Raw genomic sequence first — 24441 nt, 5'->3', positions numbered from 1 at the left:
CACTCAAGCCAAAAATTGCAAAAGAGTATGTCTTTGCCCATGCTGAAAACCTAGCAGAACGGAAGAAAGCTTGCCGAGAACAATGTCTATAAAAAACGGGCGAAATAGTAGTAAAATTAGGAATTTTGGCTTGTGTCAAGCTTTGTATTTAACCGAAAGTTTCGTGCCTTAAAATCGCCTACTTTATATATACTAACCGATAATAAAAAGAATAATTTTTTTAAACTTCATAAATATGCGACCTTATATTTTAGCAGAGACCAACTGGAATGAACTTAAAGACACTAGGTTTAATGTAGCCGTTTTACCTTGGGGCGCTACCGAGGCACATAATTATCATTTGCCTTATGCTACCGATAATTTTGAAGCCGATGCAATCGCTGCCGCCTCGGCCAAAATATGCTGGGAAAGGGGCGGGAAATTAATCGTGTTGCCTACAATACCTTTTGGGGTAAATACGGGGCAGTCAGATATTTATTTAGACATTAACATAAATCCTAGTACGCAAATGGCCATATTGAGTGACATAGTGGCCACGCTGAACCGACAAGGGATTTATAAATTGCTTATTTTTAATAGCCATGGAGGCAATGATTTTAAGCCCCTTGTGCGCGAATTGGGTCTTAAATTCCCAAAAATGTTTATCTGTTTTTCCAATTGGTTTCAGGCCTTGGAAAAGACACACTATTTTGACGAAAAAGGAGACCATGCCGACGAAATGGAAACCAGCTTAATGCTTTATCTGAGACCCGATTTAGTATTGGCCAAGGAAAATTGGGGTAGCGGTAGGGCTAAAGGATATAGAATAAAAGCATTCTCAGAAGGGTGGTTGTGGGCAGAACGGAAATGGTCGCAAATCTCACAAGATACCGGAGTTGGAAATCCTATGTTCGCTACTGAAGAAAAGGGGGAACTCTATTTTACGGCAGTTACGGAAAAAATCGGGAAATTTTTATGGGAACTTTGTGAGGCCGATATTTCGGATTTATACGAATAATAAGATGAGATTTTAGTTTTCCTTTGATAAGATTTCTTGTTGTACCAAAACAATATATTTCTGCATGGCCTCCTCTTTACCCACATGTTGGGCCTGAAAAAGGGCATTGGCCTTAAAGGCATTTACCAAAGGAGTTTTGCTTCCTGGATGCGCAAAGTTTTCGTTGGCTATTTTGTAGTAGGCGTATAATTTTAATAATAAATCCGGGGGTAGCGGATGTGTTAAATTGTTAACCAAATCTACGGCCGCTAAAAAATCTGCATGTAATTTTTCATTCTTTGTCATCTTTGGCTGGTAGTGTTGCAATACAAGTCTTTGCGCCAACAACCTTTTGATTTAGTTTAACGGTTATGGCAGCATCTAAAGGTAAGAATAAATCTACCCTAGAACCAAATTTTATAAAACCGGAATCATCACCTTGTTGCACACTTTCTCCTTCAGCGGCATAATTTACGATTCTTCGAGCCAGTGCACCCGCGATTTGTCTGTACAGAATATCTCCAAATTTTGGCGTTCTTATAACCACAGTAGTGCGCTCATTTTCCTCACTCGATTTAGGATGCCACGCCACCAAATATTTCCCGGGATGATATTTTGCGTATTTTACAAGGCCACTAGCAGGATACCGGGTAACATGCACATTAATAGGCGACATAAAAATGGAAACCTGTTTGCGTTTATCTTTAAAAAATTCGTTTTCTACCACTTCTTCTATGACCACTACCTTCCCGTCTACAGGAGCTAAAATATCATTGAAATTTCGTACCACTTTTCTTGAGGGATTGCGAAAAAATTGAAGAATTGAGATCAAAAAAACCAGCGAAAGCCCTTGTACGGCAATACGCAAAACGCTATTTGAAATATAAAATTCCCCTAAAATAATGGCTGCCGCAGCACCAAAAAAAGTGAATAAAATGATTGTCTGACCTTCTTTATGAAACATAAGAAAAGATATTAAGCGTTAAGTAGGCAAAGGGTGCTGCAAAAACCATGCTGTCTAGCCTGTCGAACATACCCCCATGTCCTGGTAAAATAGCACCGCTATCCTTTACCCCGGCCACTCGTTTAAGTTTAGATTGCAGTAAATCGCCCAAATTGCCCATTATTACAATTACGGTCGATAAAATAAGCCATTGCGCCATACTGATATTGGTTTCGTATTTTGCTAAGAAAAACGCTGTAAGCAACGCAAAGCAGTACCCACCAATACTGCCTTCAATGGTCTTTTTAGGAGAAACAGCAGGGTATAACTTGGTGCGCCCTATAAGCTTACCTACCACATAGGCAAAAGAATCATTTACCCATATGAGCAAGAAAATACCCATAATTAGAAATTTTGCAAATTCATCATCCTTATAGGGAATCATTGTTAAGAAAATGCATCCTCCGCCAATATAAAAAAGACCGATAAGAAATTTTTGAAGCCAGCTAAATACACGTTCTTTTATTGAAAACAGATAATACAATAACACAAAATTAATGGTTATTGTAACACACATCAATAAATTAATTAAGTCTTTGTCGTGTATTAAGTAAATATAAGCCCACCACAAAGCCAGATAAGCCGCAAAAACATGATAGCCCTTGAGTGCCACTAAACGTTTGTATTCATAAAGGCAGGCAAGACCAAAAACCATAAAAAGAAAATCGAAAGCATCCGAATTTAGAAATACAGCCGCAAGCAAAAGCGTAACATAAACGCCTCCTGTAGTTATTCTCCTTAAAACTTCTCTCATGCTAAAGATCTTCCAATAGTAGCAAATATAAGTTTTTACTACTACTTCCGTATGTTAGGAAATCTTCTTTATTTGTGGAAGTTGGCATAAAGTGCTTAATGGTGGTAATATTGGCAGGAATACTATTTTTATATTTCTTTTTAATTTGTTTAAGCCCTTCTCCTATAGAATCTACAAGTTGACTAGTGGTAGCAAATACAATTAGGTTGTCTGGTAGTTCATGCAATTTATATTCCTTTAGCTGATTGGAGCACACTAAAATAGAGCCATTAAGTCCAATTAAATGCTCACATGTGGTAAAGAAAACCTTACTTTGTTGCGCCTTATCTGAAAATACAATGCGTTGCTTTGAAAATTTTTTTTCTAAGTCCGCATTCGGTGTAAAGAAGGGTTCTTCCTCCCAATGATTTTCTTTAATAATATTTTTTAAGGTGCTTAGGACTTCATCATACGAATCACAATACAAAAATTTACCGCCGTTTTTTTTAAAATTAATGGTGAATTTTTCATCAACGGGAAGATCAATATCGGGCATATGCTGCCCTCTGGTTTCTGCTGTTTCTTTAAAAACCTTTTTTTTACCTCCGCCAAACAGTTTGTCAAATAATCCCATTAATTTTTGAATACCAATCTTTTTTTACTTTGTGCAATTCTGATTGCAACACTGTGTAATCTATTTTTTGGTTTTTACTTTTTTGGTTGTTTCCTTGTCTATTGGCTCCGTACTTTCCTCCGGATCAGTGACAATGTTTACTACTTTTTCTTTTGTTTCTTGATCTTTTTCCTCTTGTTCTAGTAGGTCTTTCTCAAATGCCCTTTTTCCAAATATTTTTTCTAAATCGTCTTTAAAAATAACTTCTTTTTCCAAGAGACGTTCGGCCAATTCCACAAGTTTATCCTTGTTAACGGTGAGTAGTTCTATAGCACGTTGATATTGTTCTTCAATCATCTTGGAAATTTCCTGATCTATTTTTTGTGCGGTTTCCTCGCTATAAGGTTTGTTAAAGCCATACTCGTTCTGTGCGGACGAATCGTAATAGGTAAGGTTTCCGATTTTGTCATTTAAACCATAAATAGTTACCATGGCACGTGCCTGTTTGGTTACTTTTTCCAAATCGCTTAAGGCACCGGTAGAAATCTTATTAAAAATGACTTTTTCGGCAGCCCTACCCCCCAAGGTAGCACACATTTCGTCTAGCATTTGTTCCGGTCGTACAATGAGGCGTTCTTCCGGAAGATACCACGCTGCGCCAAGAGACTGTCCTCGCGGTACAATAGTAACTTTCACCAAAGGTGCCGCATGTTCTAATACCCAACTTGTAGTAGCATGTCCTGCTTCATGATAGGCAATGGTCTTTTTTTCGCCCGGTGTAATTATTTTATTTTTCTTTTCAAGTCCGCCCACAATACGATCTACGGCATCTAGGAAATCTTGTTTTGTTACGGCCTTCTTTTCCTTTCTAGCCGCTATTAACGCCGCTTCATTACATACATTGGCGATATCTGCTCCCGAAAAGCCCGGTGTTTGTCTGGCTAAAAAGTCCAAGTCTAAGGTTTCGGCGGTTTTTATGGGTCTAAGGTGTACTTCAAATATTTCTTTTCGTTCGCGGATGTCCGGAAGGTCTACATAAATCTGCCTATCGAACCTGCCGGCACGCATAAGCGCCTTATCCAATACATCGGCACGGTTGGTTGCGGCCAATACAATGACATTGGTATTGGTGCCAAATCCATCCATTTCTGTTAGCAGTTGGTTTAGCGTGTTTTCTCTTTCGTCATTGGATCCCGTAAAATTGTTCTTCCCTCTTGCTCGGCCTATGGCGTCTATTTCATCGATAAAAATAATGGAAGGCGATTTGTCTTTAGCTTGTTTAAACAAATCTCGTACTCTGGAGGCGCCTACACCTACAAACATTTCCACAAAATCGGAACCAGACAAAGAAAAGAAAGGAACTTTGGCCTCTCCCGCAACGGCTTTTGCCAAAAGGGTTTTTCCCGTACCCGGAGGGCCGACTAAAAGTGCTCCTTTTGGTATTTTTCCACCTAGAGACGTATATTTTTCGGGATGTTTAAGAAATTCTACTATTTCCTCTATTTCCTCTTTAGCCCCTTCTAAGCCTGCCACATCCTTAAAGGAGGTTCTAGTGTCGGTTTTCTCATCAAAAAGCTTTGCTTTAGATTTTCCGATATTGAAAATTTGACCGCCACCGCCGCCACCTGCACCGCCAGACATACGTCGCATAAGGTAAATCCAAATTCCTATAATGAGGATAAAAGGAAGAAGGCCCAGTAGTAGGTCGCCTAAAATATTAGATTCCGTGTCGTAATCTACGATGGTATCCAGATTATTTTCCTTCTTTAGATTTTTAATCTCGTTTTCAAAATTTTGCAAATCCCCATAATCCAACACATACTGAGGCATCAAACCGGTGGCAGGAAACATGGGTTTTTCGGACACATCTTTATGTACATCTTTTTGCAAGGCTTCATCGGTAAGGAAGACTTTAGCTTGGCGGGTATTAGTAATAATCAAAATTTTTGAAATATCACCATTGCGCAGGTACTCCTGAAGCTCAGATGTTGTCGTTTTTTTTGTGCTGTTAAAATTTCCGGATCCAAAAAATTGGAATCCGATCAACAGAACTGCAATTACACCATAAATCCACCAAGAACTAAAACGGGGTTTATTCGGAGTTGTATTATTGTCTTTTGCCATTATTTCTTTTACTGATTAAAACTGCTTTCTATTGCGGTAACTTTGGCATCGCCCCAGAGGCCTTCAATATCATAAAATGCTCTGGTTTGCCTTTGAAAAACATGTACTACTACATCTACATAATCCATTAATACCCATTCCGAATTATCGGAACCTTCTACGTGCCAAGGTTTGTCGCTGATGGCCTTACTAACGGTTTTTTGAATGGAGTTTACAATAGCGTTTACATGGGTGTTGGAAGTGCCATTGCAGATGATAAAGTAGTCACAAACCGTATTTTCAATTTCCCTTAAGTCAAGTAAATTTGTGTGCTGTCCTTTAACTTCTTCAATTCCGTGTAAAATTAAGGTAATTAATTCATCCGAATTTGTTTTGCTTTTCTGCATTCAATAGATTTAGTTTTTACAAAGTTATCGTTTTTTTGTTTTTTTTACTATAGTTTTTTCTATTAGATTGCCCTTACTATATTTGGGATACGCATGCAGATAATCAAACTTAGTGCCATAGACTCTACCAATGAGTACCTTAAAAACTTGGTTGCCGAAATACATCCGGCAGATTACACGGTGGTTGTAGCCCGTAATCAAGTAAAGGGTAAGGGGCAAATGGGCACTTCTTGGCACACAGAAGCCGGTAAAAATCTCACATTTAGTGTATTGCGTAATTTTTCGAATTTTGATATGTCCAATGTGTTTCTTCTTAATTGTGGTGTATCTATGGCCATTTTTAAAGCACTTCAGGAGCTAAAAGTACCGCACTTAAGCGTGAAATGGCCGAACGACATTCTGTCAGGCCGTTTAAAAATTTGCGGTATCTTGGTGGAAAACATTGTGAAAGGATCAAAACTGAGCCATAGTGTTATCGGTATTGGTGTAAATGTAAATCAATTGTCTTTTCCAAATTTGCCTAACGCTTCTTCTTTGCAGGTAATATTGGGACACAAAGTAAATAAAGAAAAGCTACTACTAGCTATTTTGAATAGTTTAAAACACGTCTTTATGCAGTTAGAAAATGGGCAAGGACAGCACATAAGGGATGCTTATGAACAGCATTTATTTATGAAGGACAAACGAATACCCTTTAGTCGTGCCGATGGCAGTTTGTGTGCCGGGTATATTCGAGGCGTTTCGGAGGATGGGAGACTACGTATGACGCTAGATGATGAAACTACTGTACAATTTAATCTAAAAGAGGTGAAACTGTTGTATTGAAAAGCATTCCACTTTTTTTCGTATACCCTTTTTAATTTTGATTCTTTTTGAAGGCAAATGCATTTTTTCGCTACACGGATGCCTAGACCTTGCTTAAATTATCGGAAAGTGTAGTCATAAAATTGGTAATTGGTGTTTTTATCATCATGGCCATCATGGCATTAAATTCGCCCTCAAAATGTAACACTACTTCACTTTCATTTGTAGTTATGGCTTTAATGTCTACGGTTAAGGTAAAAGGTAGTTTGTCGCTCGCCGCAGCTAAAACTATTTTCTCATACGGGGTTTGCTCTTGTTTTTGAAGTACTATTTCGGGCATCCCTTTAAGGGCAAAAAGAAATCTATTTTCATTAAGCACCTCAAATTTGCTTATGGTTTCCGGCATTAACACCTCGAAATTATGCAGTTCTAATAAAAATTCAAAAAGTTCCTTTTGGCTTTTGGTAATCGTTTTTTTTGGTGTTTCTATATGCATCATTTTAAGGTTTCCAGTTGGCCGGATCTTGTCGCCAAGCCAATAATGTTTGTAATTGATTTTCTTTAATATATTGGGTATCCGATGCTTGCGCTATAAGATGGTCATACGTGCTCAGCGTGTGGAGTTCAATATTTTTTTTCTCGAAATTTTTAACCGCCACATCAAAACCATAGGTAAATACGGCGATCATTCCCTTAATGCGCAGGCCGGCTTCCAGAAGGGCATCTACGGCATTTAGGCTGCTTTTCCCGGTGCTTATAAGATCCTCTATGACGACCACATTTTGATTTTCTTCTACATAGCCTTCAATTTGATTTTTACCCCCATGGCCTTTAGGTTCGGGCCGCACATAGATAAAAGGAAGATCCAAATATTCTGCCACCAACATGCCAATGCCAATGGCGCCCGTAGCCACCCCGGCAATAACATCGGGTTTGCCATATAACTGGGTTAGTTGTTTGGCCATCTGCTCTCTTACGTAATTGCGAATACGCGGATACGATAAGATGATTCTATTGTCGCAATAAATAGGGGAAGTCCAACCGGAAGCCCATATAAATGGATTTTCTGGTTTCAACTTTATTGCATTAATTTGCAGGAGAAGCTCAGCTGTTTTTTTAGCGGTGTCTTTGTCTAAAACCATAACACAAATGTATAAAGTTTTTGTGAATGAGAATCCGCTAATTTTAACAAATAGATTGTCGGATACGATAAATGGCAAATATTTTTTATTAAACGGAATTGCCATTAATGAAGCCATTGAGGCATTGAGCAAGGGAAAAATGGAGGAAGCCTTTATTTACCACCCTAATCACGAAGAAATTCTTAAGAAATTTGCAAAAAAAATACCCTTGGTAGTCGCTGCTGGTGGCGTGGTTACCAATAAGTCCGGAAAAGTACTGTTTATCTATAGAAATGATAAATGGGATTTACCAAAAGGAAAGGTAGAAAAGGGGGAATCTATAGAAGAAGCTGCGCTTAGGGAGGTAATTGAAGAAACAGGCGTACAGGATTTGAAAATTGAAAATTTTCTACAAGCTACCTACCATATTTTTAAAAGAAATGGCAAATACAAATTAAAAGAAGTGCATTGGTTTTCCATGTCTACAAATTACAAAGGAGATTTGACGGGGAATCTGGAGGAAGGTATAGAAAAGGTAAAATGGAAAGGGCCAAAGAAAATAAAAAGAGCACTTCAAAATTCATATACCAATATCAAAATTCTTTTTGAATAGGTTACGGGGTTGGTGTGGTATCGTTAGGTACCCGAAACACAGGATACTGTAAATGGGCAGCTTCGTAATAAGGTGATCTTTCGTAGATCCATTGTAACTGGGACATAGGATTTTGTGCAAAAGCAGTATCAATTTCCTTATTTGTTACAAAGGCGGTGTTTAAAAGGGTATCGTTGCGTAATAATGCCACCGCAAGATCTTCAAAAACATACGGAGAAAAATGTTCTTTTTGTTGTAATATGGCGTCGAAAAAATTCCAGTTAAAAAAAGAATCCGTGGCTTCGGGCTCCAAGGTTTCAAGGAGATAACGAATTCCGCTTTGCCGAGTGGGTACTACAATATCGCCCTGTTGAAATGCTACGTTTTTTATAGATTTGGCTACTTCGGTGTCATAATGAGGGTAGTGGCCTTCGTAAGGATTTTTCATAGTTTTATAATTTAAAATCCGATACGATTCTACCGTTAGCGTGGTGTCTTTGGGTAAGGTATGATATGAAATATGGTTTAGTTGCAACAAGCGCAAGACGTTACGCCATCCTTTTTTTATGATATAACTTTGTGGTACACGTACCGTATGTGTTGGTGAGAAGAAATTAGAATAGGTAATTTCTTTACAAAAGGGTTGCGTGGTGTCATAGCGTATTCTCGGAAATCCTGTGATTTCGCTGGGCCGGATATCTGCTTTGTATCCCTTGAAGGGCAGCGAGGTCGTTTGGGTAGTATCTAATGACCACCGCAACGGGTATTTTTCCGCATCACTGTACGCTTCATGAGCTTCAGCTCTTAGAGACTTAATGTTCTCAAAATCATTTTCCGTAATGTGCATAAGAGCCACCATAAGTTGATAGGTGCCTCGCACCCGATTGGCATAGGGCTTTAGCATATGTGTTTCTGCCATAAGCCCTATCGTATTCCACAGAGTGGTGTATCCTGTGGAGTAACGCGGATAGTCCATAAATTGAGAAAACCCCTGTTCCGGTACCGTATTGTGTACATTCACATAAGGGGTTATATCCCAATTGTTTTCTGCGAGTGTACGTTCTAAGGCCGGGGTAAAATGTTGGTAGAGATACGCCCCTAGTGAACCACCTAACTTGTTGTGTTGGGTAAACAAGTGGCTTAGGGTGTATTGATAATTAGCACCATTGCTGACATGGTTGTCTAAAAAAATGTCTGGCTTTACCAAATGAAAAATAGCGGCAAAAGTTTCGGTGTTTTTGGTGTCTGTTTTTATAAAATCTCGATTGAGGTCGTAGTTCTGAGCATTGCCTCTAAATCCATAGGATTCGGGGCCGTTTTGATTTACGCGGGTAGTACTGTTTCTATGTAATGCCCCCCCGATATTATAGACAGGAATGGTTACTAGAACCGTGTGCTCCGGAGCGGTTATTTTTTTTAGTGCCAAATCCCTAAAGAACAACATGGTCGCGTCTATGCCATCACTTTCTCCGGGATGAATCCCATTATTGATTAATATAATGGCTTTTTTTTTGCTTATTTTTTGAAAATTAAAATCCCCGTCCGGATTGTAGGATACCAAGTGTAAAGGATACCCGCTATCCGTTTCACCTAAGGTTTGTACATTAATTTCTGGGAATTTCTTGGCTAGTTGAATGTAAAAGGCAATGATGTCCTCATAGGTAGCTGTTTCGAGCTCGGAAGAATTTTCGTAAGGGGTCTGAAAATCCAATATCTTGTGTTTTTCAGGCTGTTGACAAGAAATCAGAATAAAGCCTAAAAAAAATAGATATCGCAACGTTTTCATGCGAATTAAAAAATTAGATTAAACAAATCATTGTAAGCGTTTGGCATTACTATGTATCAAAGAGCGCTTTCGCCGATCTAGGATGCTCTATTGGAGGTAAAAAGTATATGGACAGTAATAAACCACTTATTCCTCAACGATTAAATGTAAATGGTACCATTTCCCGCCGCTGCTAACTAAGAACTATTAGTAGCTATAACCGCTGACGATACATCTATAAAGATAAATACAGTACACAGCGTCTAAGCGGAATGCTTTATTCAAATGTAGAAAAAAAATGGGCAACAAATTAATAGATGCTCGTTATTTGTTGGATATCTTCCTTGCGGATGGGTTTGTTTTTAAAATCGATACTATGTGTAGTCATGTGTTTAAACATTTCCGATTTTTGCAAGTCTGCCGGATCAATGGATGAGGTTATGATGTGAATGTTTATTTTTTGACGAATAGGCAATGTAATAAATTCTTCTAAAAATTGCCATCCATCCATAATGGGCATATTAATGTCTAACAAAATGATTTGAGGGAGTTCTTTATTTTCATGAAGCAAGGTTTTTAGGCTGTCTATGGCCAATTTCCCATTTTGATAGGTACTTATTTCGCTTTGGACAATATGTCCTTTTAACATTCTGGTAATGCCAAAAACGGTAATTGGATCGTCGTCGATGATGAAAATGGTTTTATTTTTTATCATTAAAGTAGATTTTAAAAGTGGTGCCAACGCCCACTTCACTTTCGGTTTCAATTTTGCCGTTCATGGCTTCTATTTGGTTCTTGGTAATGTACAAGCCAATTCCACGACCTTCGGTATCTTTATGGAACGTTTTGTACATCCCAAAAAGCTTATCTCCGTACTTTTTTAAGTCGATGCCCCGCCCGTTGTCTTTAATATGCAATACGGTAAATTCTCCCTCGGTACTGGTAGAAAGTTGTAGTAAGGGCAAGGCATCCGGTCTGCGGTACCTAATGGCATTCGTAATAAAATTAGTGAGGATGCTTTCTAGATATTCTGGGATGGCCAATACCTGACTGTCTGCGGCTATTTTATTGACAATTGCGACATTGTTTTGCCGAATTAATTCATCTAGATTTTGTGTTACTCTATTTATTTTCTCGTTAAGATTTACCGGTTTCTTCTCTAATTTAATATTTCTACTTATGGCTACTACTTCGTTTAGGTTGTCTAGGGTTTCCATAAGATTGTCCGAAGCATTCACGAGCATTTCGGTGATTTTGCAACGTTCTTTTACATCCTTTTCTTCTTGCATAAATTGGAGCAACATAGAAAAATTAGCGGCATGCGATCTAAGATTGTGAGACACAATGTGGGCAAAATTGATGAGTTTTTTGTTTTGTTGCGAGGTTACATGGATAAGATTTCTAAGGGTTTCTTCTTTTTGTTTAAGATTGGAAATATCCATGCTAATACCCACTAGTCCGTAGGCGTTACCGTCTTCGCCGATCAAAGGAATTTTGGAGGTTAAAAACGAGGTTACCTGGCCGTCTTTTTTAACACAAATCGTTTCCTGACCTAGAATAGGATTTAGAGTATTTAACACTCTGAGGTCTTCTTCTCTTGAATTTTGAGCCGATTTTTCATCAAATACATCAAAATCATTTTTTCCAAGGAGTTCTTCGGCCCTACTGACGCCAATATAGCGGCATTCCGATTTATTAACCATAACTTTTCTAGAATCCAAATCCTTTATGTACACATTAAGCGGCAAGTTGTCGATCAGTGTTTTCAGCAGTTTTTCGTTCTCTCTAGTTTTAATGTCATTAATGATTTGCTCATTAATATCCTGAAAAGTCCCTATGATACTTACTATTTTACCCTCTTTATAAATAGGCTTCCCTGCCGCGATGACCCAAATTTCTTCTCCTTTAGCGTTTCGGATTTGTAATTTTTCGCTCCATGCAGTACCGTGGTTTAGGGCATTAAACATAGCCATAGAGATTGTATTTCTGCTATAACCTTCTTTGTAAAAGTCCATGGCCTTTACTATAGTAGGCTTAAAATTAAAGGGAACCTTATGAATTTTTTTGGTCATTTTGCACCAATACAGTTTTTGGGTATCTATTATATATTCCCAACTCCCAATTTTTGAAATTTCGGACTGTGTATCTAGAAGCAATTGCAGTTTATCTCGCTCTAATTCTGATCGTTGTGTTGTGGAAATGGGTGTGGTATGCATAATGACTCCCATGATATTTTCACTGGTATCGTACCACGGCATGGTCACATAGTCAAAAAATCGGGTAGTGCCATCTTCATCAGTGTATTCATACTTGTTTTTTATACCACAAAGGCCGTTCAAACAATTTTCCAAGCTTTGCTGCCAACTGCTGCTTATGGCTCCAAATAAAGCGTGTAAACTTTTTCCAATAACCTCGGTTTGTACAAAGTTAAAATCGGAAATCCATTTGTCGGATACGTGTACTACTTGTAAATGCATATCTAAAAATACGGTAGCGCTAGGCAGTTGTTTTATGAGATAATTACGTGACTTTGTTTCCGCTTCCTTAATCATTATGTTGTATTTTCTTACCAAAATAAAACACTTTTTATAGTTGTGCTCTATTTTGTTGTGAATACCCTAAAACCCGATGTGTGTCGCCCACTTTTAGATAAGTACGCATTTTTTTTGTAAGAAAAGAATAAGAATAGCGCTATGGAGTACAAAATTAATATTTTCTGTAAGATTAAGCGTATACTATGAGAAGAATGTACGGTCAATGATGATTGTATTCTTCGAGTAGCCTCAAAAGATAAGCATGTCGCAAACCACTTATTTAACTCTAACGGTTTCGGGCACAAGACCCGAATAATCGCCTCCATTGCGTATTACATCCCGAACGATAGAGGAACTAATGTACGATTTGCCCGAAGAGGTAAGTAAAAAAACAGTTTCTATTTCCGAAAGTTTGCGGTTGGTGTGGGCAATGGCCTTTTCAAACTCAAAATCGCCCGGATTTCGCAATCCTCTTAAAATAAATTGGGCATTTTCTTTCTTACAGAAATCGACCGTAAGCCCTTGATAAGAACGTACTTTTATGCGGGGTTCATTTTTAAATGCCTCACTGATGAACGATTTTCGCTCGTCCATCGAAAACATATATTTTTTTTCTGTGTTGATACCAATGGCAATAATAAGCTCATCAAAAAGTGTTATCCCTCTAAGAATAATATCATAATGCCCCAAGGTTAGGGGATCAAAAGAACCAGGAAATACGGCACGTCTTTTCACAAACGGAAGCTTTTAGAATAGGTTAAAGTTACGATTTTTCTTTTAGTGCCTCTTCCACTGCGTTTCCGAAAAGCTCGGTAAGCGATATTCCTGCGATTTGCGCCTGCTGTGGTAAGATACTTTCCGTAGTTAGTCCGGGTGTGGTATTCATCTCTAGCATATAGGGTTCATCGCCAATAAAAATGAACTCGCTTCGCGAAAACCCCTTCATTTTAAGAACTTCATAGGCGCGCTTGGCGGCTAGAGTTACATTTTTCGCCTGAACTTCGGTAATTCTAGCCGGCGTAATTTCGGTCGATTTTCCTTCGTATTTGGCTTGGTAATCAAAAAAGTCATTTTCAGATACAATTTCGGTAATGGGCAACACTTTCGTTTCACCTTGGTACCGTATGACACCTACCGATACCTCAATACCGTCTAAAAAGGCCTCAATAATAATTTCATCATCTTCCTTAAACGCAATTTCTATAGCCGATTTTAAATCTTTTGTTTCATATACCTTAGACACCCCAAAACTGCTACCCGCTTTATTGGCCTTTACAAAACAGGGCAAGCCCACTTTTTGTACAATTTCTTCTTCATGTATTGCATCACCACGATTAAGGTAGTACGATGGGGCAGCTTTAATGCCATAAGGCTTTAATACACTTAGAAGGTCTCTTTTGTTAAAGGTAAGAGCAGCCTGATAATGCCCGCAAGAAGTCTGCGGTACTCCTAATAGTGCAAAATAGGCTTGCATATAACCATCTTCGCCCGGTGAGCCGTGTATGGCATTAAAAACACAGTCGAAATGCAGCGTGTAATCTGAAAAGGTCACGGAAAAATCATGCTTATTAATAAGGTGCTCCTTATCGTTTTCGTCCAAATAGACCCATTTGTCTTTTAAAATAAGCACTCGGTAGGCATTATAGCGCAATTTGTCTAAATAAGAATACACCACAGTACCGCTTTTAACGGATATTTTATACTCGCTGGAGTAGCCTCCCATAATGACGGCTATATTTTTTTTTGACTCTGGCTTCATAGGTATTGCGATAAATCATTTTAGGAAAATCAAAGTAAATAAAAAATGCGGTGGGTTTCCTATCTTTGTATCATAATAAATGAATTATGCGAAATTTTTTCAACTTTATAAAAAGTAAGGTTTTTTTAATTCAGTTAGTGTTGGCCTTGGTGGTTTCCATAATTTTAGTGGTACTCTTGTTGCAGTGGTTAAAAACATCGACCAATCATGGTGAATTTGTGGTTGTACCGGATTTGTCCAAGCAGTCGGTTACGGAAATGCGTACAACAATTGAAAATGCCGGACTTCGGTACGAAGTGCTCGATTCAGCCAATTACAACCCCAGTTATCCTCGTTTTTCCATCATCGACCAAAATCCTTCGGCAGGTAGCAAGGTTAAATTAAACCGGAAAATATACATTACGGTGAATCCTTCCGGGTACAAAAAAGTGACTATACCCAACATTATACAGGTAACCCAGCGCAACGCTAGTTCCATGTTAAAAGCAGTAGGCTTAGACGTAGAACGAGTAACCTATATCGATGAACTCGGAAAGGATATGGTGTACTACATAAAACACCAAGGAAAGAACATTGCACCCGGAGACAAACTACCCAAGACGTCTAAAATTGAATTAATTTGTGGCAATGGCAGCATAACAGAAAGAGCACGCATTAAAGAGGATTCCGAATAGCCTATGGAAGCGCATGAGGAATTGGGTATGGGAGAGGAAGCCCTTTTTGAGCATCACAAGTTTGTAGCTTCTAAAGGTCAGGAGCCACTTCGGGTAGATAAGTACTTAATGAATTTTATTGAAAATGCAACCCGAAATAAAGTACAACAGGCCGCTAAGGACGGTCATATTTGGGTAAACAACACTATTGTAAAACAAAACTACAGGGTAAAAGCAGGCGATGAAGTAAAAGTGCTTTTTGCGCATCCGCCCTATGAATTTTTATTATTGCCCGAGGCTATTCCTTTGGATATTGTGTATGAAGACGAAGTGCTTCTTGTGGTAAACAAACCGCCCGGCATGGTGGTGCACCCGGGGCATGGTAATTATTCGGGGACTTTAATTAATGCCTTGCTGTACCATCAGAAAGAGTTGCCTGTAAATGCAAATGAACGGCCTGGTTTAGTACATCGTATAGATAAGGATACTTCCGGACTTTTAGTGGTGGCCAAAACAGAGGCTGCCATGACCCATTTAGCGCAACAGTTTTTTGAAAAAAGCAGCGAAAGGGAATATGTGGCATTGGTTTGGGGCAATGTGGAGCAGGATCAAGGCACGGTAGAAGGTCATGTAGGGCGCCACCCCAAGAATCGGTTGCAGATGACCGTTTTTCCGGAGGGCGAACAGGGAAAGGAGGCTGTAACGCATTACAAGGTTATAGAACGGTTGGGTTATGTAACACTCGTATCTTGCAAACTGGAAACAGGTAGGACCCATCAAATACGGGTGCACATGAAGCACATTGGGCACACCTTGTTTAATGATGAACGATACGGGGGTGATAAAATTTTAAAAGGAACCACGTTTACGAAATACAAACAGTTTGTAGACAATGCATTCAAGATTTTGCCAAGGCAGGCACTACATGCCAAAACCTTAGGATTTGTGCATCCGGTGTCTGGTAGCTACATGCAATTTAATTCTGATATTCCCGAAGATATGTCAGAATGTATTGAAAAATGGCGAAACTATGCGCGGCATAGTCAGAACGAATAATATCATAAACAAAATCTTTTCACCCAACACAGGCTTTCCCAAAAAAGGATAGTATTTTTAGCCGTGTTATTGTTTATCCACGGGTTTTGGCAGATAATTAAAAACCAAAACTGGTTGTATAATACAGATTTTAAAAAATAACTAGGCAAAAAATAAAACTGTTACGACAATGAAAATTTTAATTTCACCAGCGAAATCATTAGATTTTGAGCGCCAATTACCCACATCCCAATATACCGAAAGTATTTTTTTGTCCGAAGCAGAACGAATAAACAAGCTGTTGCGCAAAAAAACGGTCAACAGCCTTAGTAAATTAATGGATATTTCTAGCAGTTTGGCGCAGCTAAATTACGAACGCAATCAGCAATGGAATTTGCCTTTTACGCTGGAAAATGCCAGACCTGCCATTTATGCGTTTAGTGGAGATGTGTTTAGAGGACTAGATGCGTATTCGCTTCCCGAGCATAAAATTGATCATCTTCAAAATTCAGTACGCATCCTTTCAGGACAATATGGACTGCTAAAACCATTGGATTTGATGCAGCCGTACCGCTTGGAAATGGGAACCAAATTCCCAATCGGAAAAAACAAGGACTTGTATTCTTTTTGGAAACCGAAAATAACCAAAGCGCTCAACGACGAACTGCAAAAAGACGAATTGTGTATTAACTTGGCCAGTATAGAGTATTTTAAGGCGATTGATACAAAAAAATTGAAAGTTCCGGTGATCAATATTGGTTTTAAGGAGTTGAAAAACGGGGAATATAAAACGATTATGACCTATGCGAAATTGGCTCGGGGCTATATGACCCGTTACATCATTGAGAATGACGTAAAAACGGTGGAAGATGTAAAGGGGTTTACTATGGAGGGCTACGGATTTAGCGATGCTCTTTCTCAAAAAGAAAATGAGTTGGTTTTTGTACGATAGGCTTTCTTTTACGTGCAATTCTGAGTTGCTGTTGTCTTTTTCTGGGGTTGTATAGAATATTTTGAATAGATTTTCGTTAACAGCTAGAAAGTATTAGCCCATGCAATCGTTTAAAAACAATAAAGACAACTACATGAAAACCAAGTTTTTTACGCTCTGTATGTGTATGCTTTTCTTTGTGGCCTGCGATGACCGTGATGATGATGTTTCTTTGGCTAATATTCGAATCAAAAACAGTAGTAATCTTACCTTTGATAGGGTACAGGTAGGGGTAGAAGGCAATGAGTACGTGAACATATCTTCTGATGACTATTCCGATTATCAGGAATTTGAGGTAGCCTATACCTTTAATTTTATAGAAATAGAGGCTAACGGAGAAACGTTTGTGCTACAGCCCATAGATTTTGATGGCGAAACCCCATTGCCCATCGGTTTTTATACCTATGACCTTTCCATTTCCGAGGCAGGTGATATCGATTTGGTTTTTGTATTGGACTAAATTATTTCTTTTTCTTTATGTCGATTTTTTCTTCTACCGTGGGGCGAATTTTAATTTTTCGCTTTCTTCTGCTACCGTACGTTCCATTCACAATTTTACCCCTTCTGGTTTTTTTATCACCTTTTCCCATAACACAATGCTATTTTAGTTGATTCTATTAGTAGAATCGATGTTTATCTGCTTGCCTAAAAATAGTGTTTTTCTTGCAGTTTTGCAATGATAAAAAGGCTTTAAAGCAAGACACTATGGCGTAATCTCATAATCTGCCTAAAATGTATCTTTGAGCCTAGCTTGAAGCACGATTCGTTATGAGCGAAATTTTCATACATACACATCCATATACACCTTTTCTTTTTTCGGAGACCACAAAACTCATTGTTGGTACCTTGCCGCCACCTCGCTTTACATCGAAAGAATTAAAAGAAGGCGATGTAGATTTTTGTTACGGTAGCAGAGATGGCCAATTATGGCCTATTTTAGATCGTATTTTTGGGTTGGGACTTTTATACGAAAATACAACTGAGGCCATAGCACAGCGTCAGCGATTTCTAAAAGATCGAAAAATTGGGATTTGTGATATTATTGCACAAGCCGAACGAAGCAAAATGGATGCTTCGGACATTGGAATGAGCCGTATTGTTCTCAGAGATTTGATGTTGTATTTGCAAAAGTATCCAAAAATAGACACCCTACTTTTTACAGGAGGTAATAGTAAAAACGGACCAGAATACCTTTTTCGAAAGTTGCTAAAGGAACACCAAATAAGATTAAAAGTGACACAGGAACGCGTGCCCCGAATTCATGAATTTCAACTTAAAGGCAACAGAATAATAAAGACGGTTTCTTTAATCGCACCTTCCGGCGCAGCAAACAGGGCTGTAGGAAGTTTACAGGACTACAAAAAATTAAAAATGCGATATCCGAAAATGACCACCCTAGATTACAGGGTATTGCAGTACAAAGAATTTTTCTAATTGTGTTGTTACAAAGGCATTAAAACTAAAAAGAGTCCTCTCAGTTACGAAAGAACTCTTTTACGAGAACACTATATGAAAATGAAAAAAAATTAGTCTTTATGAGATAACACAGTAAAAGTATTTTCTTTTTAGTGCCTGACGTAATTATTGTTGTGAACCCTGTTATTTTTGTGGTAAGTAAGCGCTATTTTGTTATTTGGGGTTAACGCTGCCTCGGTTTGTGTATTATTCCCGATATTTGTGCAAAGGAAAAATGCAAGGACAAAAACGTAGGTTTTAAAATACTATCTTAGAAATAAATACAATATGCATCAATCAGAAAGATTAGAAGTTTTTAAAAAATCGGTCAATAATAAATTCAATATTTACAATAGTTTATTCTTAAGTCTTCCCTATAAAGACATTGAAAATGTGGGGATGTTAATTCCGTTGTTATTAGATCAATGCGAAAAGGGGCTTAAATCGGGACAAAATCCGCAGCAAATACTGGATGCTTTCTTTCAGAATTACGCCAACATTGCTTCAGAGGAAGATCGTATCGATTTTATGTTTCGCATCGTACAATACGTAGAACGGCAAGTGGTACTTTACGACAGTGTAGAGGACGCTGCTTTTCCAAAATTGCATGCCCACAGCAGTTCCCTGTCTATTAAAGATTACTTTCAATTTCTTGAGAAGAATAAAAATTGGGATGATGTGGCAGAAAAGTTAGCCACCTTTAGTGCGCGTATTGTGCTAACCGCGCATCCTACTCAATTCTATACCCCCGCAGTACTAGACATTATGGGGAATTTAAGAACCCTTATTGAGGAAAACAAAGTAAACGAAATAGATGTAGCACTGCAGCAATTGGGACTAACCTCGCTGATTAATGCGCAAAAACCAACCCCTTTAGATGAGGCCAAGAACATAATCCATATCCTTAGAAATGTGTATTATGACGCCGTTGGGGAGTTGTACGCCTATGTAAAAAGCAGCAGTAGGGATGGCGTGTTTGAAAATCACAATATTATAAAACTTGGATTTTGGCCTGGTGGAGACCGCGATGGAAATCCTTTTGTTACGGCATCGATTACCAAAGACGTGGCAGACGAGCTTCGGATTACGTTAATGAAGTGCTATTATAACGACTTAAAAAAGTTACAACAAAAACTTACCTTTAAGAACCTACAGGTATACATCAATCAATTGCGTAAGAATTTGTATGTGGCCATGTTCGATCCGTCTAAGCATGTAGATTACAGTGCCATTATTGATCCGCTGCTAACCATCAGAAACATATTAATCGATGAATACCACGCCCTTTATCTTCGCGATTTGGATCATTTAATAGATAAAGTAAAAATTTTTAAAACGCATTTTGCCACGCTGGATATACGACAAGATCACAGTATGCATTTTAAGACCGTAGAAGCTATTTTGCTTCACAACGGATATATCAAAAATGAACTCAGTGAATTGGATGATAAGGCCTTGGTAACGCTTTTGCTTCATGAGAATATAAAAGCCCTTCCGCAGGACTACGACGATGAAATTGTAAGGGATACTCTGGAGAATATTCAACAACTAAAAGCCATACAGGATAAAAATGGAGAAGATGGGTGCAATCGATATATAATAAGCAATTCGGAAGATGTGTTTTCGGTACTATTCGTGTACGGTTTGTTCCGATGGTGTGGTTGGTATGCAAAAGACATCACCTTTGATATTGTACCATTGTTTGAAACCATGAAAGGTATGGATACCGCTAGGGATACCATGCAAAAACTGTTTTCCTTACCGGAATACAATGCCCATTTGGCTAAAAGAAACAAAAAGCAAACCATTATGCTTGGTTTCTCAGACGGGACCAAAGACGGGGGTTATGTAAAGGCCAATTGGGAAATCTTAAAAACGAAAGAAAAGCTGTCTGAGGTTTGTGAGCAACATAATATTACCGCTATATTTTTTGATGGTCGCGGCGGACCACCGGCACGAGGTGGTGGAAAAACACACCGATTTTATGCATCCCAGACCAAAGATATAGCCAACAATGAAATACAGCTTACGATACAGGGACAGACGATAACCAGTACCTACGGCACAAAAGAACAATTTGCCTACAACTGCGAACAATTGCTCACTGCCGGACTCTCTAATAATCTCTTTGGCAAAGAAAATGTAATCACTTCCGCGCAACGGAATGTTATAGAAGAGTTATCCCATTTAAGTTTTCAGACCTATGATGCGTTAAAGCATCACGAAAAATTTATGCCGTATTTAGAGAACATGAGTACGCTAAAATATTACAATAAGGCCAATATAGGTAGCCGACCGGGTAAGAGAGGTAAAAAGGCCAAATTAGAATTAAGCGACCTTAGGGCCATATCTTTTGTAGGTTCCTGGAGTCAGTTGAAACAGAACGTGCCGGGGTATTTTGGTATAGGGTCTGCATTAAAAATTATGGAAGAAAACGGCAAATTTGCCGAGGTGAAAACTCTGTATAACGAGGTGCCTTTTTTCCGGGCATTAATGGACAATAGCATGATGTCCTTGTCTAAATGCTATTTTGAACTGACCAGCTATATGAAAGAAGATGCAGAATACGGCGATTTTTGGAAGCTTTTACTTGCAGAATATGAACTGTCTAAAGAAATGCTGTTGCGGCTTTCGGGCATGAGCATTCTTATGGAAAAAGAAGTAGTATCGCGCGAATCCATAAAAATTAGGGAAAGCATTGTATTGCCCTTATTGGTAATACAGCAATATGCCTTACAGAAAATAGGGCAGGGCACCTCGTATAAGGAATTATATGAAAAAATAGTGACCCGTTCACTTTACGGAAATATCAACGCCAGTAGAAACTCGGCCTAAAAACTTTTTCCTAGCCTTAAAATTAAAAACCCACTACGTATATGTTAGTGGGTTTTTTTAGAAGAGTATTATTACAAGTTGTGCTAAAACTTACTTTTTGTTTTGCTGTTCCTTAATCGTTTTCTTTTCAATATCGAATGTATTGGTTTCAACATTTGTATTTCCTGTAGGGTTGGTTGGGTTTGTTTGTCGTTTTTTGCGTTTTAATCTATTCTCATCAATAATTCCCATAATCCTTTGTTTTTATGATTAGATACAAAGATAAAGGTTGTGCTACCCTATAGTGGTTAAGGGCGTATTAAACCTTTGTTATAAGCTGTTAAAGTATAGTTTTTATTAATAAAGTGTTCTTGCCTGCCAGCCAAAATGTAGGCAGGAAATAAAAGAGCCTCAGGGGTGCGTATGGGTTGCTTTGGGCTATGGTTGCTACCGAAATGGAATGGTATGCCATTAAACAATTAAAATTTGGTAGCTTAGTGGTGCAAACCATGTAAGAGGACAGGTGTTTATAGCCAAATGTTAGCAAACATTTTCGGGGTGCTTATAAAAGTTATGCCGTGCTGTTTTGGGATATCACATTCGTGGAAAAAGTTGGACGGTGTACTCGGACGCAAGCAAGCTGATTTTTCCGTACTCAATCCCTAAAAAACGATCTCTTTTAAATTAGATCCGGCGGTTTTGGGTGTTTAATACCTTGGAAAAGGTTGATGGCTTACTCATGCGCAAATGGATTTTAGCTTCTTTCGGAGGGATGCGCAAGCAGTTCGCAGGACTTTCTTACTCAGACGCACGCAATACGCAAGCAGTGCGCTGACTTTTCCGTACTCAGTCTCAAAAAAAGGAAAAACGATTTGCTAACAAAACCTATGCGTAATGCGGCGAATGGTGCTTTATTAAATGGTTTGTGTATCTTTATAAGATCGCAAAATCAGTTTGATTTTGCTTTGAGATAAAAAAGGAAAAACAAAACAAACCGCTTTTGCGATGTGCTTGACAGGAAATTCTGAGAATATCTGCTTCCGCACTACGCATAGCTAGACCGTTGTGCTTCATGCAGAAAAAGCCAGCCGCACAAACAGCACATTTGGTTTTTGCCTACACGAAAGCTAACGCTGAAAAAACCAAAAGAGCTGTTTTTTTGCCAACGCTCAATCCGAACTAAATAACAAACATCGGAAAACCAAGCTGAATGAAAAAAGCACTATGCACAACAATGTATAAGCGTAATGCGGGCTAAAGTGCTAAATTAAACGAATTGAACATTAATAAACATATGGTTAAACCGAAAGTGAAGTACTTCTAATCCCGCACTACGCTTATACTAGACCGTCAGACTGTCTCAAAACCCACTCAACTTTCACCTCAATTTGCTTTGGTATTTCGTTGATATTCCGTATCTTAAAGGATGGAATATCAACAAGGACAAGACCGCCATCAACTTACCCTTTACACTGGCTGTTTGGATGATATGGTCGGTCAAGAAAACACCGTCAGGGCCATTGATGCCTTTGTCAATTCATTGGATTTGTGCGCCCTAGGGTTTAAAACCTTGGCCTCCCAAGGCAGACCGCCCTACGACCCCGCCGATTTGCTCAAGCTCTACCTCTATGGCTATATGAACCGTATGCGTTCCTCCAGGGTGTTGGAACTGGAGTGCACCCGTAATATCGAACTCATCTGGCTCATGTGCAACCTTAAGCCCGACCACAATACCATAGCCCGTTTTAGAAAGGACAATCCCAAGGCCATCAAGCGGGTCTTTAGAGCCACCGTTTCCCTCGCCAGGAACCATGACCTTATCGGGGCCGCCCTGCTCGCAGGGGACAGCACCAAGCTACGGGCCCAGAACTCCAAGAAGAACAACTACAACAAAAAGAAGGTAGAACGCCATATAGCGTACATAGACAAGAAACTGGCCGAGCACGAGAAAGAGCTTGCTAAGGCAGATGGGGATTCGGACAGGCAAGAGGAGGTCAAAAAGGAAATCAAACACCGAAAGGCCCAACGCAAAAAATATGAGGTTTTGGCCCAGCAGCTCCAGAAGGACAACAGTTCCGAAAACCCCCAAATCTCTACCTCCGACCCTGACAGCAGGCACCAGATCGTTAGGGGCGCCATCACCGAAGTATCCTATACCGCCCAGACCATGGTCGATGACAGACACAAACTGTTGGTCGATGGAAAGTTGACCAATGAAAACGACAAAAAAGCCATGGGCATGATGCTCAGGCGTTCCAAGAGTATTTTGGGAAGCAATGATTTTACGGCCCTCTTTGACAAAGGCTATCATACGGGCAGCGAGTTCAAAACGGCCCATGACCTTGGGGTAGCTACCCTAGTGGCCATTCCTGAAATAGGAAGGGCATCCCAAGCCCCCGACCCCAATTACAACGCAGAAAATTTTAGGTACGATGCCAACTTGGATCGCTATACCTGTCCACAGGGACATGCCCTGGCCTCCAACGGCAGCTGGTACACCGCCAGGAACTACCACTTTAAACAATACAAGACCACGGCCTGCAAAGGGTGTCCCGTGCGCCATCTATGTACCACCGCAAAACAGAACGGAAAAATCATCCAACGCTCTGAGTTTGCCCCTTACATAGAAGGCAATAAAAAAAGAGTGGCCATGGCCCCCGAGACCTACAAGAAACGACAGGCATTGGTGGAGCATCCTTTCGGCACTATTAAACGACAATGGGGCTTTGACCATATATTGACCAAAAGGGGCATTGAGGCCGCCTCGGCGGATTTTGGGCTTATCCTCACTGCCTACAACCTCAAACGCATCTTTAACATCTTCAAAGGCCAAGGCAAAGGCCTTGTAGGGGCATTTTTAGGTTGTTTTGGGTGTATTTGGACATTAATAAAACCTAAGAGAAGGGATTTCAATCCATTTGGGGCATTTGGAGGCAAAACAAAATTTTACCTTCCTTTTTTCCACGCTTCGGTAGTTTGAACTCAATTAGCTATTTTTAAACAGAATCAAAAGGTGGTTTTGGGACAGACTGCCTTTGTGCTTCTTTATGACAAGCCGATCGATTGTCAAATTAACTACCCCT

At 39.2% G+C, this 24441-nt stretch carries 25 protein-coding genes; 10 read left to right on the top strand and 15 right to left on the bottom strand.

Translation table 11 applies throughout. From position 1 onward, the window contains the following. Positions 1 to 235 precede the first annotated feature (235 nt). Positions 236 to 997, top strand: a complete 762-nt coding sequence (locus tag U1E44_RS12165; RefSeq protein WP_322931363.1) for a creatininase family protein — start codon at positions 236 to 238, stop codon at positions 995 to 997. Positions 998 to 1009: 12 nt separating this feature from the next. Here U1E44_RS12165 and U1E44_RS12160 read toward each other — a convergent pair whose 3' ends face one another. The 6 genes from U1E44_RS12160 to rsfS are packed head-to-tail and all read right to left on the bottom strand — an operon-like array spanning position 1010 to position 5835. Further along, positions 1010 to 1282: an acyl-CoA-binding protein gene (locus U1E44_RS12160; RefSeq protein WP_322931362.1), complete on the bottom strand. Its 273-nt coding sequence runs from the start codon at positions 1280 to 1282 to the stop codon at positions 1010 to 1012. Continuing rightward, on the bottom strand, positions 1269 to 1940 hold the full coding sequence (locus U1E44_RS12155; RefSeq protein WP_322931361.1) for a phosphatidylserine decarboxylase family protein: 672 nt from the start codon (positions 1938 to 1940) through the stop codon (positions 1269 to 1271). Before U1E44_RS12155 ends, U1E44_RS12160 begins: the two co-directional genes overlap by 14 nt. Continuing rightward, complete coding sequence (locus U1E44_RS12150; protein WP_322931360.1) at positions 1930 to 2733, bottom strand: phosphatidate cytidylyltransferase; 804 nt, start codon at positions 2731 to 2733, stop codon at positions 1930 to 1932. Before U1E44_RS12150 ends, U1E44_RS12155 begins: the two co-directional genes overlap by 11 nt. A gap of 1 nt (position 2734) precedes the next feature. Continuing rightward, the gene (locus U1E44_RS12145; RefSeq protein ID WP_322931359.1) at positions 2735 to 3346 is read right to left on the bottom strand and encodes an LUD domain-containing protein; all 612 of its coding nucleotides are present in this window, start codon (positions 3344 to 3346) and stop codon (positions 2735 to 2737) included. Positions 3347 to 3406: 60 nt separating this feature from the next. Then, on the bottom strand, positions 3407 to 5449 hold the full coding sequence (ftsH, locus tag U1E44_RS12140; RefSeq protein ID WP_322931358.1) for an ATP-dependent zinc metalloprotease FtsH: 2043 nt from the start codon (positions 5447 to 5449) through the stop codon (positions 3407 to 3409). An 8-nt stretch (positions 5450 to 5457) separates the two neighbouring features. Beyond that, the gene (rsfS, locus tag U1E44_RS12135; RefSeq protein WP_322931357.1) at positions 5458 to 5835 is read right to left on the bottom strand and encodes a ribosome silencing factor; all 378 of its coding nucleotides are present in this window, start codon (positions 5833 to 5835) and stop codon (positions 5458 to 5460) included. Positions 5836 to 5928: 93 nt separating this feature from the next. On the opposite strand from rsfS, the gene U1E44_RS12130 reads away from it, so the two are divergent. Then, positions 5929 to 6660, top strand: coding sequence for a biotin--[acetyl-CoA-carboxylase] ligase (locus U1E44_RS12130; RefSeq protein WP_322931356.1), 732 nt, complete (start codon positions 5929 to 5931; stop codon positions 6658 to 6660). A gap of 82 nt (positions 6661 to 6742) precedes the next feature. Here U1E44_RS12130 and U1E44_RS12125 read toward each other — a convergent pair whose 3' ends face one another. Both U1E44_RS12125 and pyrE read right to left on the bottom strand, forming a co-directional pair. Then, complete coding sequence (locus tag U1E44_RS12125; protein ID WP_323673896.1) at positions 6743 to 7135, bottom strand: SRPBCC family protein; 393 nt, start codon at positions 7133 to 7135, stop codon at positions 6743 to 6745. Between the two features lie 4 nt (positions 7136 to 7139). Then, the gene (pyrE, locus tag U1E44_RS12120) at positions 7140 to 7781 is read right to left on the bottom strand and encodes an orotate phosphoribosyltransferase (protein WP_322931354.1); all 642 of its coding nucleotides are present in this window, start codon (positions 7779 to 7781) and stop codon (positions 7140 to 7142) included. 7 nt (positions 7782 to 7788) lie between these two features. Between pyrE and U1E44_RS12115 the strand changes: the two genes are divergently transcribed. Continuing rightward, entirely contained in the window at positions 7789 to 8373 is a 585-nt protein-coding gene (locus U1E44_RS12115; RefSeq protein ID WP_322931353.1) for an NUDIX hydrolase, read from the top strand. Between the two features lies 1 nt (position 8374). Here the strand turns inward: U1E44_RS12115 and U1E44_RS12110 are convergent, their stop codons facing one another. The 5 genes from U1E44_RS12110 to U1E44_RS12090 all read right to left on the bottom strand — a co-directional run bounded on the left by U1E44_RS12110 (position 8375) and on the right by U1E44_RS12090 (position 14410). After that, the gene (locus U1E44_RS12110; protein ID WP_322931352.1) at positions 8375 to 10138 is read right to left on the bottom strand and encodes a M14 family metallopeptidase; all 1764 of its coding nucleotides are present in this window, start codon (positions 10136 to 10138) and stop codon (positions 8375 to 8377) included. Positions 10139 to 10427: 289 nt separating this feature from the next. Next, positions 10428 to 10832 (bottom strand): response regulator, encoded by a 405-nt coding sequence (locus U1E44_RS12105; protein ID WP_322931351.1) that lies wholly within the window; start codon positions 10830 to 10832, stop codon positions 10428 to 10430. Further along, positions 10819 to 12669 carry a PAS domain-containing protein gene (locus tag U1E44_RS12100; protein WP_322931350.1) on the bottom strand — a complete coding sequence of 617 codons (1851 nt, stop codon included), beginning with the start codon at positions 12667 to 12669 and terminating at the stop codon, positions 10819 to 10821. Before U1E44_RS12100 ends, U1E44_RS12105 begins: the two co-directional genes overlap by 14 nt. A gap of 258 nt (positions 12670 to 12927) precedes the next feature. After that, positions 12928 to 13386, bottom strand: a complete 459-nt coding sequence (gene coaD, locus U1E44_RS12095; RefSeq protein ID WP_322931349.1) for a pantetheine-phosphate adenylyltransferase — start codon at positions 13384 to 13386, stop codon at positions 12928 to 12930. A 28-nt stretch (positions 13387 to 13414) separates the two neighbouring features. Continuing rightward, the gene (locus U1E44_RS12090; protein WP_322931348.1) at positions 13415 to 14410 is read right to left on the bottom strand and encodes a D-alanine--D-alanine ligase; all 996 of its coding nucleotides are present in this window, start codon (positions 14408 to 14410) and stop codon (positions 13415 to 13417) included. A gap of 86 nt (positions 14411 to 14496) precedes the next feature. Here U1E44_RS12090 and U1E44_RS12085 point away from each other — a divergent pair, with 86 nt between their 5' ends. The 4 genes from U1E44_RS12085 (at position 14497) to U1E44_RS12070 (ending at position 17549) form a co-directional block, all read left to right on the top strand. After that, entirely contained in the window at positions 14497 to 15084 is a 588-nt protein-coding gene (locus tag U1E44_RS12085; RefSeq protein ID WP_322931347.1) for a PASTA domain-containing protein, read from the top strand. 3 nt (positions 15085 to 15087) lie between these two features. Beyond that, positions 15088 to 16119 (top strand): RluA family pseudouridine synthase, encoded by a 1032-nt coding sequence (locus U1E44_RS12080; RefSeq protein WP_322931346.1) that lies wholly within the window; start codon positions 15088 to 15090, stop codon positions 16117 to 16119. Positions 16120 to 16288: 169 nt separating this feature from the next. Further along, the gene (yaaA, locus tag U1E44_RS12075; RefSeq protein WP_322931345.1) at positions 16289 to 17050 is read left to right on the top strand and encodes a peroxide stress protein YaaA; all 762 of its coding nucleotides are present in this window, start codon (positions 16289 to 16291) and stop codon (positions 17048 to 17050) included. Positions 17051 to 17183: 133 nt separating this feature from the next. Next, positions 17184 to 17549: a hypothetical protein gene (locus U1E44_RS12070; RefSeq protein WP_322931344.1), complete on the top strand. Its 366-nt coding sequence runs from the start codon at positions 17184 to 17186 to the stop codon at positions 17547 to 17549. Position 17550: 1 nt separating this feature from the next. On the opposite strand, the gene U1E44_RS16805 is transcribed toward U1E44_RS12070, so the two are convergent. Beyond that, complete coding sequence (locus tag U1E44_RS16805; RefSeq protein ID WP_323673893.1) at positions 17551 to 17679, bottom strand: 30S ribosomal protein THX; 129 nt, start codon at positions 17677 to 17679, stop codon at positions 17551 to 17553. A gap of 178 nt (positions 17680 to 17857) precedes the next feature. On the opposite strand from U1E44_RS16805, the gene U1E44_RS12065 reads away from it, so the two are divergent. Together U1E44_RS12065 and U1E44_RS12060 are read left to right on the top strand one after the other, a co-directional pair. Next, positions 17858 to 18523 carry a hypothetical protein gene (locus U1E44_RS12065; RefSeq protein ID WP_322931343.1) on the top strand — a complete coding sequence of 222 codons (666 nt, stop codon included), beginning with the start codon at positions 17858 to 17860 and terminating at the stop codon, positions 18521 to 18523. Positions 18524 to 18832: 309 nt separating this feature from the next. Further along, on the top strand, positions 18833 to 21379 hold the full coding sequence (locus tag U1E44_RS12060; RefSeq protein ID WP_322931342.1) for a phosphoenolpyruvate carboxylase: 2547 nt from the start codon (positions 18833 to 18835) through the stop codon (positions 21377 to 21379). 90 nt (positions 21380 to 21469) lie between these two features. On the opposite strand, the gene U1E44_RS12055 is transcribed toward U1E44_RS12060, so the two are convergent. After that, the gene (locus U1E44_RS12055; RefSeq protein ID WP_322931341.1) at positions 21470 to 21610 is read right to left on the bottom strand and encodes a hypothetical protein; all 141 of its coding nucleotides are present in this window, start codon (positions 21608 to 21610) and stop codon (positions 21470 to 21472) included. 1174 nt (positions 21611 to 22784) lie between these two features. Between U1E44_RS12055 and U1E44_RS12050 the strand changes: the two genes are divergently transcribed. Further along, positions 22785 to 24338, top strand: coding sequence for an IS1182 family transposase (locus U1E44_RS12050; RefSeq protein WP_322931340.1), 1554 nt, complete (start codon positions 22785 to 22787; stop codon positions 24336 to 24338). Positions 24339 to 24441 lie beyond the last annotated feature (103 nt).

The organism is Aurantibrevibacter litoralis (assembly GCF_034651555.1).
In the GTDB taxonomy this organism is placed as follows: Bacteria; Bacteroidota; Bacteroidia; order Flavobacteriales; family Flavobacteriaceae; genus Aurantibrevibacter; species Aurantibrevibacter litoralis.
The sequence above is the reverse complement of the archived record's forward strand: the minus strand, read 5'-3'. Positions and strand labels throughout refer to the sequence as shown.

Coding starts and splice junctions, on each gene's coding strand:
- U1E44_RS12155 (WP_322931361.1), bottom strand. CDS start 1,940: ATGTTTCATAAAGAAGGTCAGACAATCATTTTATTCACTTTTTTTGGT.
- U1E44_RS12080 (WP_322931346.1), top strand. CDS start 15,088: ATGGAAGCGCATGAGGAATTGGGTATGGGAGAGGAAGCCCTTTTTGAG.
- U1E44_RS12145 (WP_322931359.1), bottom strand. CDS start 3,346: ATGGGATTATTTGACAAACTGTTTGGCGGAGGTAAAAAAAAGGTTTTT.
- ftsH (WP_322931358.1), bottom strand. CDS start 5,449: ATGGCAAAAGACAATAATACAACTCCGAATAAACCCCGTTTTAGTTCT.
- U1E44_RS16805 (WP_323673893.1), bottom strand. CDS start 17,679: ATGGGAAAAGGTGATAAAAAAACCAGAAGGGGTAAAATTGTGAATGGA.
- U1E44_RS12150 (WP_322931360.1), bottom strand. CDS start 2,733: ATGAGAGAAGTTTTAAGGAGAATAACTACAGGAGGCGTTTATGTTACG.
- rsfS (WP_322931357.1), bottom strand. CDS start 5,835: ATGCAGAAAAGCAAAACAAATTCGGATGAATTAATTACCTTAATTTTA.
- U1E44_RS12115 (WP_322931353.1), top strand. CDS start 7,789: ATGTATAAAGTTTTTGTGAATGAGAATCCGCTAATTTTAACAAATAGA.
- pyrE (WP_322931354.1), bottom strand. CDS start 7,781: ATGGTTTTAGACAAAGACACCGCTAAAAAAACAGCTGAGCTTCTCCTG.
- U1E44_RS12065 (WP_322931343.1), top strand. CDS start 17,858: ATGAGCGAAATTTTCATACATACACATCCATATACACCTTTTCTTTTT.
- U1E44_RS12070 (WP_322931344.1), top strand. CDS start 17,184: ATGAAAACCAAGTTTTTTACGCTCTGTATGTGTATGCTTTTCTTTGTG.
- U1E44_RS12125 (WP_323673896.1), bottom strand. CDS start 7,135: ATGCATATAGAAACACCAAAAAAAACGATTACCAAAAGCCAAAAGGAA.
- U1E44_RS12085 (WP_322931347.1), top strand. CDS start 14,497: ATGCGAAATTTTTTCAACTTTATAAAAAGTAAGGTTTTTTTAATTCAG.
- U1E44_RS12160 (WP_322931362.1), bottom strand. CDS start 1,282: ATGACAAAGAATGAAAAATTACATGCAGATTTTTTAGCGGCCGTAGAT.
- U1E44_RS12165 (WP_322931363.1), top strand. CDS start 236: ATGCGACCTTATATTTTAGCAGAGACCAACTGGAATGAACTTAAAGAC.
- U1E44_RS12100 (WP_322931350.1), bottom strand. CDS start 12,669: ATGATTAAGGAAGCGGAAACAAAGTCACGTAATTATCTCATAAAACAA.
- U1E44_RS12130 (WP_322931356.1), top strand. CDS start 5,929: ATGCAGATAATCAAACTTAGTGCCATAGACTCTACCAATGAGTACCTT.
- U1E44_RS12110 (WP_322931352.1), bottom strand. CDS start 10,138: ATGAAAACGTTGCGATATCTATTTTTTTTAGGCTTTATTCTGATTTCT.
- U1E44_RS12105 (WP_322931351.1), bottom strand. CDS start 10,832: ATGATAAAAAATAAAACCATTTTCATCATCGACGACGATCCAATTACC.
- yaaA (WP_322931345.1), top strand. CDS start 16,289: ATGAAAATTTTAATTTCACCAGCGAAATCATTAGATTTTGAGCGCCAA.
- U1E44_RS12090 (WP_322931348.1), bottom strand. CDS start 14,410: ATGAAGCCAGAGTCAAAAAAAAATATAGCCGTCATTATGGGAGGCTAC.
- U1E44_RS12050 (WP_322931340.1), top strand. CDS start 22,785: ATGGAATATCAACAAGGACAAGACCGCCATCAACTTACCCTTTACACT.
- U1E44_RS12060 (WP_322931342.1), top strand. CDS start 18,833: ATGCATCAATCAGAAAGATTAGAAGTTTTTAAAAAATCGGTCAATAAT.
- U1E44_RS12055 (WP_322931341.1), bottom strand. CDS start 21,610: ATGGGAATTATTGATGAGAATAGATTAAAACGCAAAAAACGACAAACA.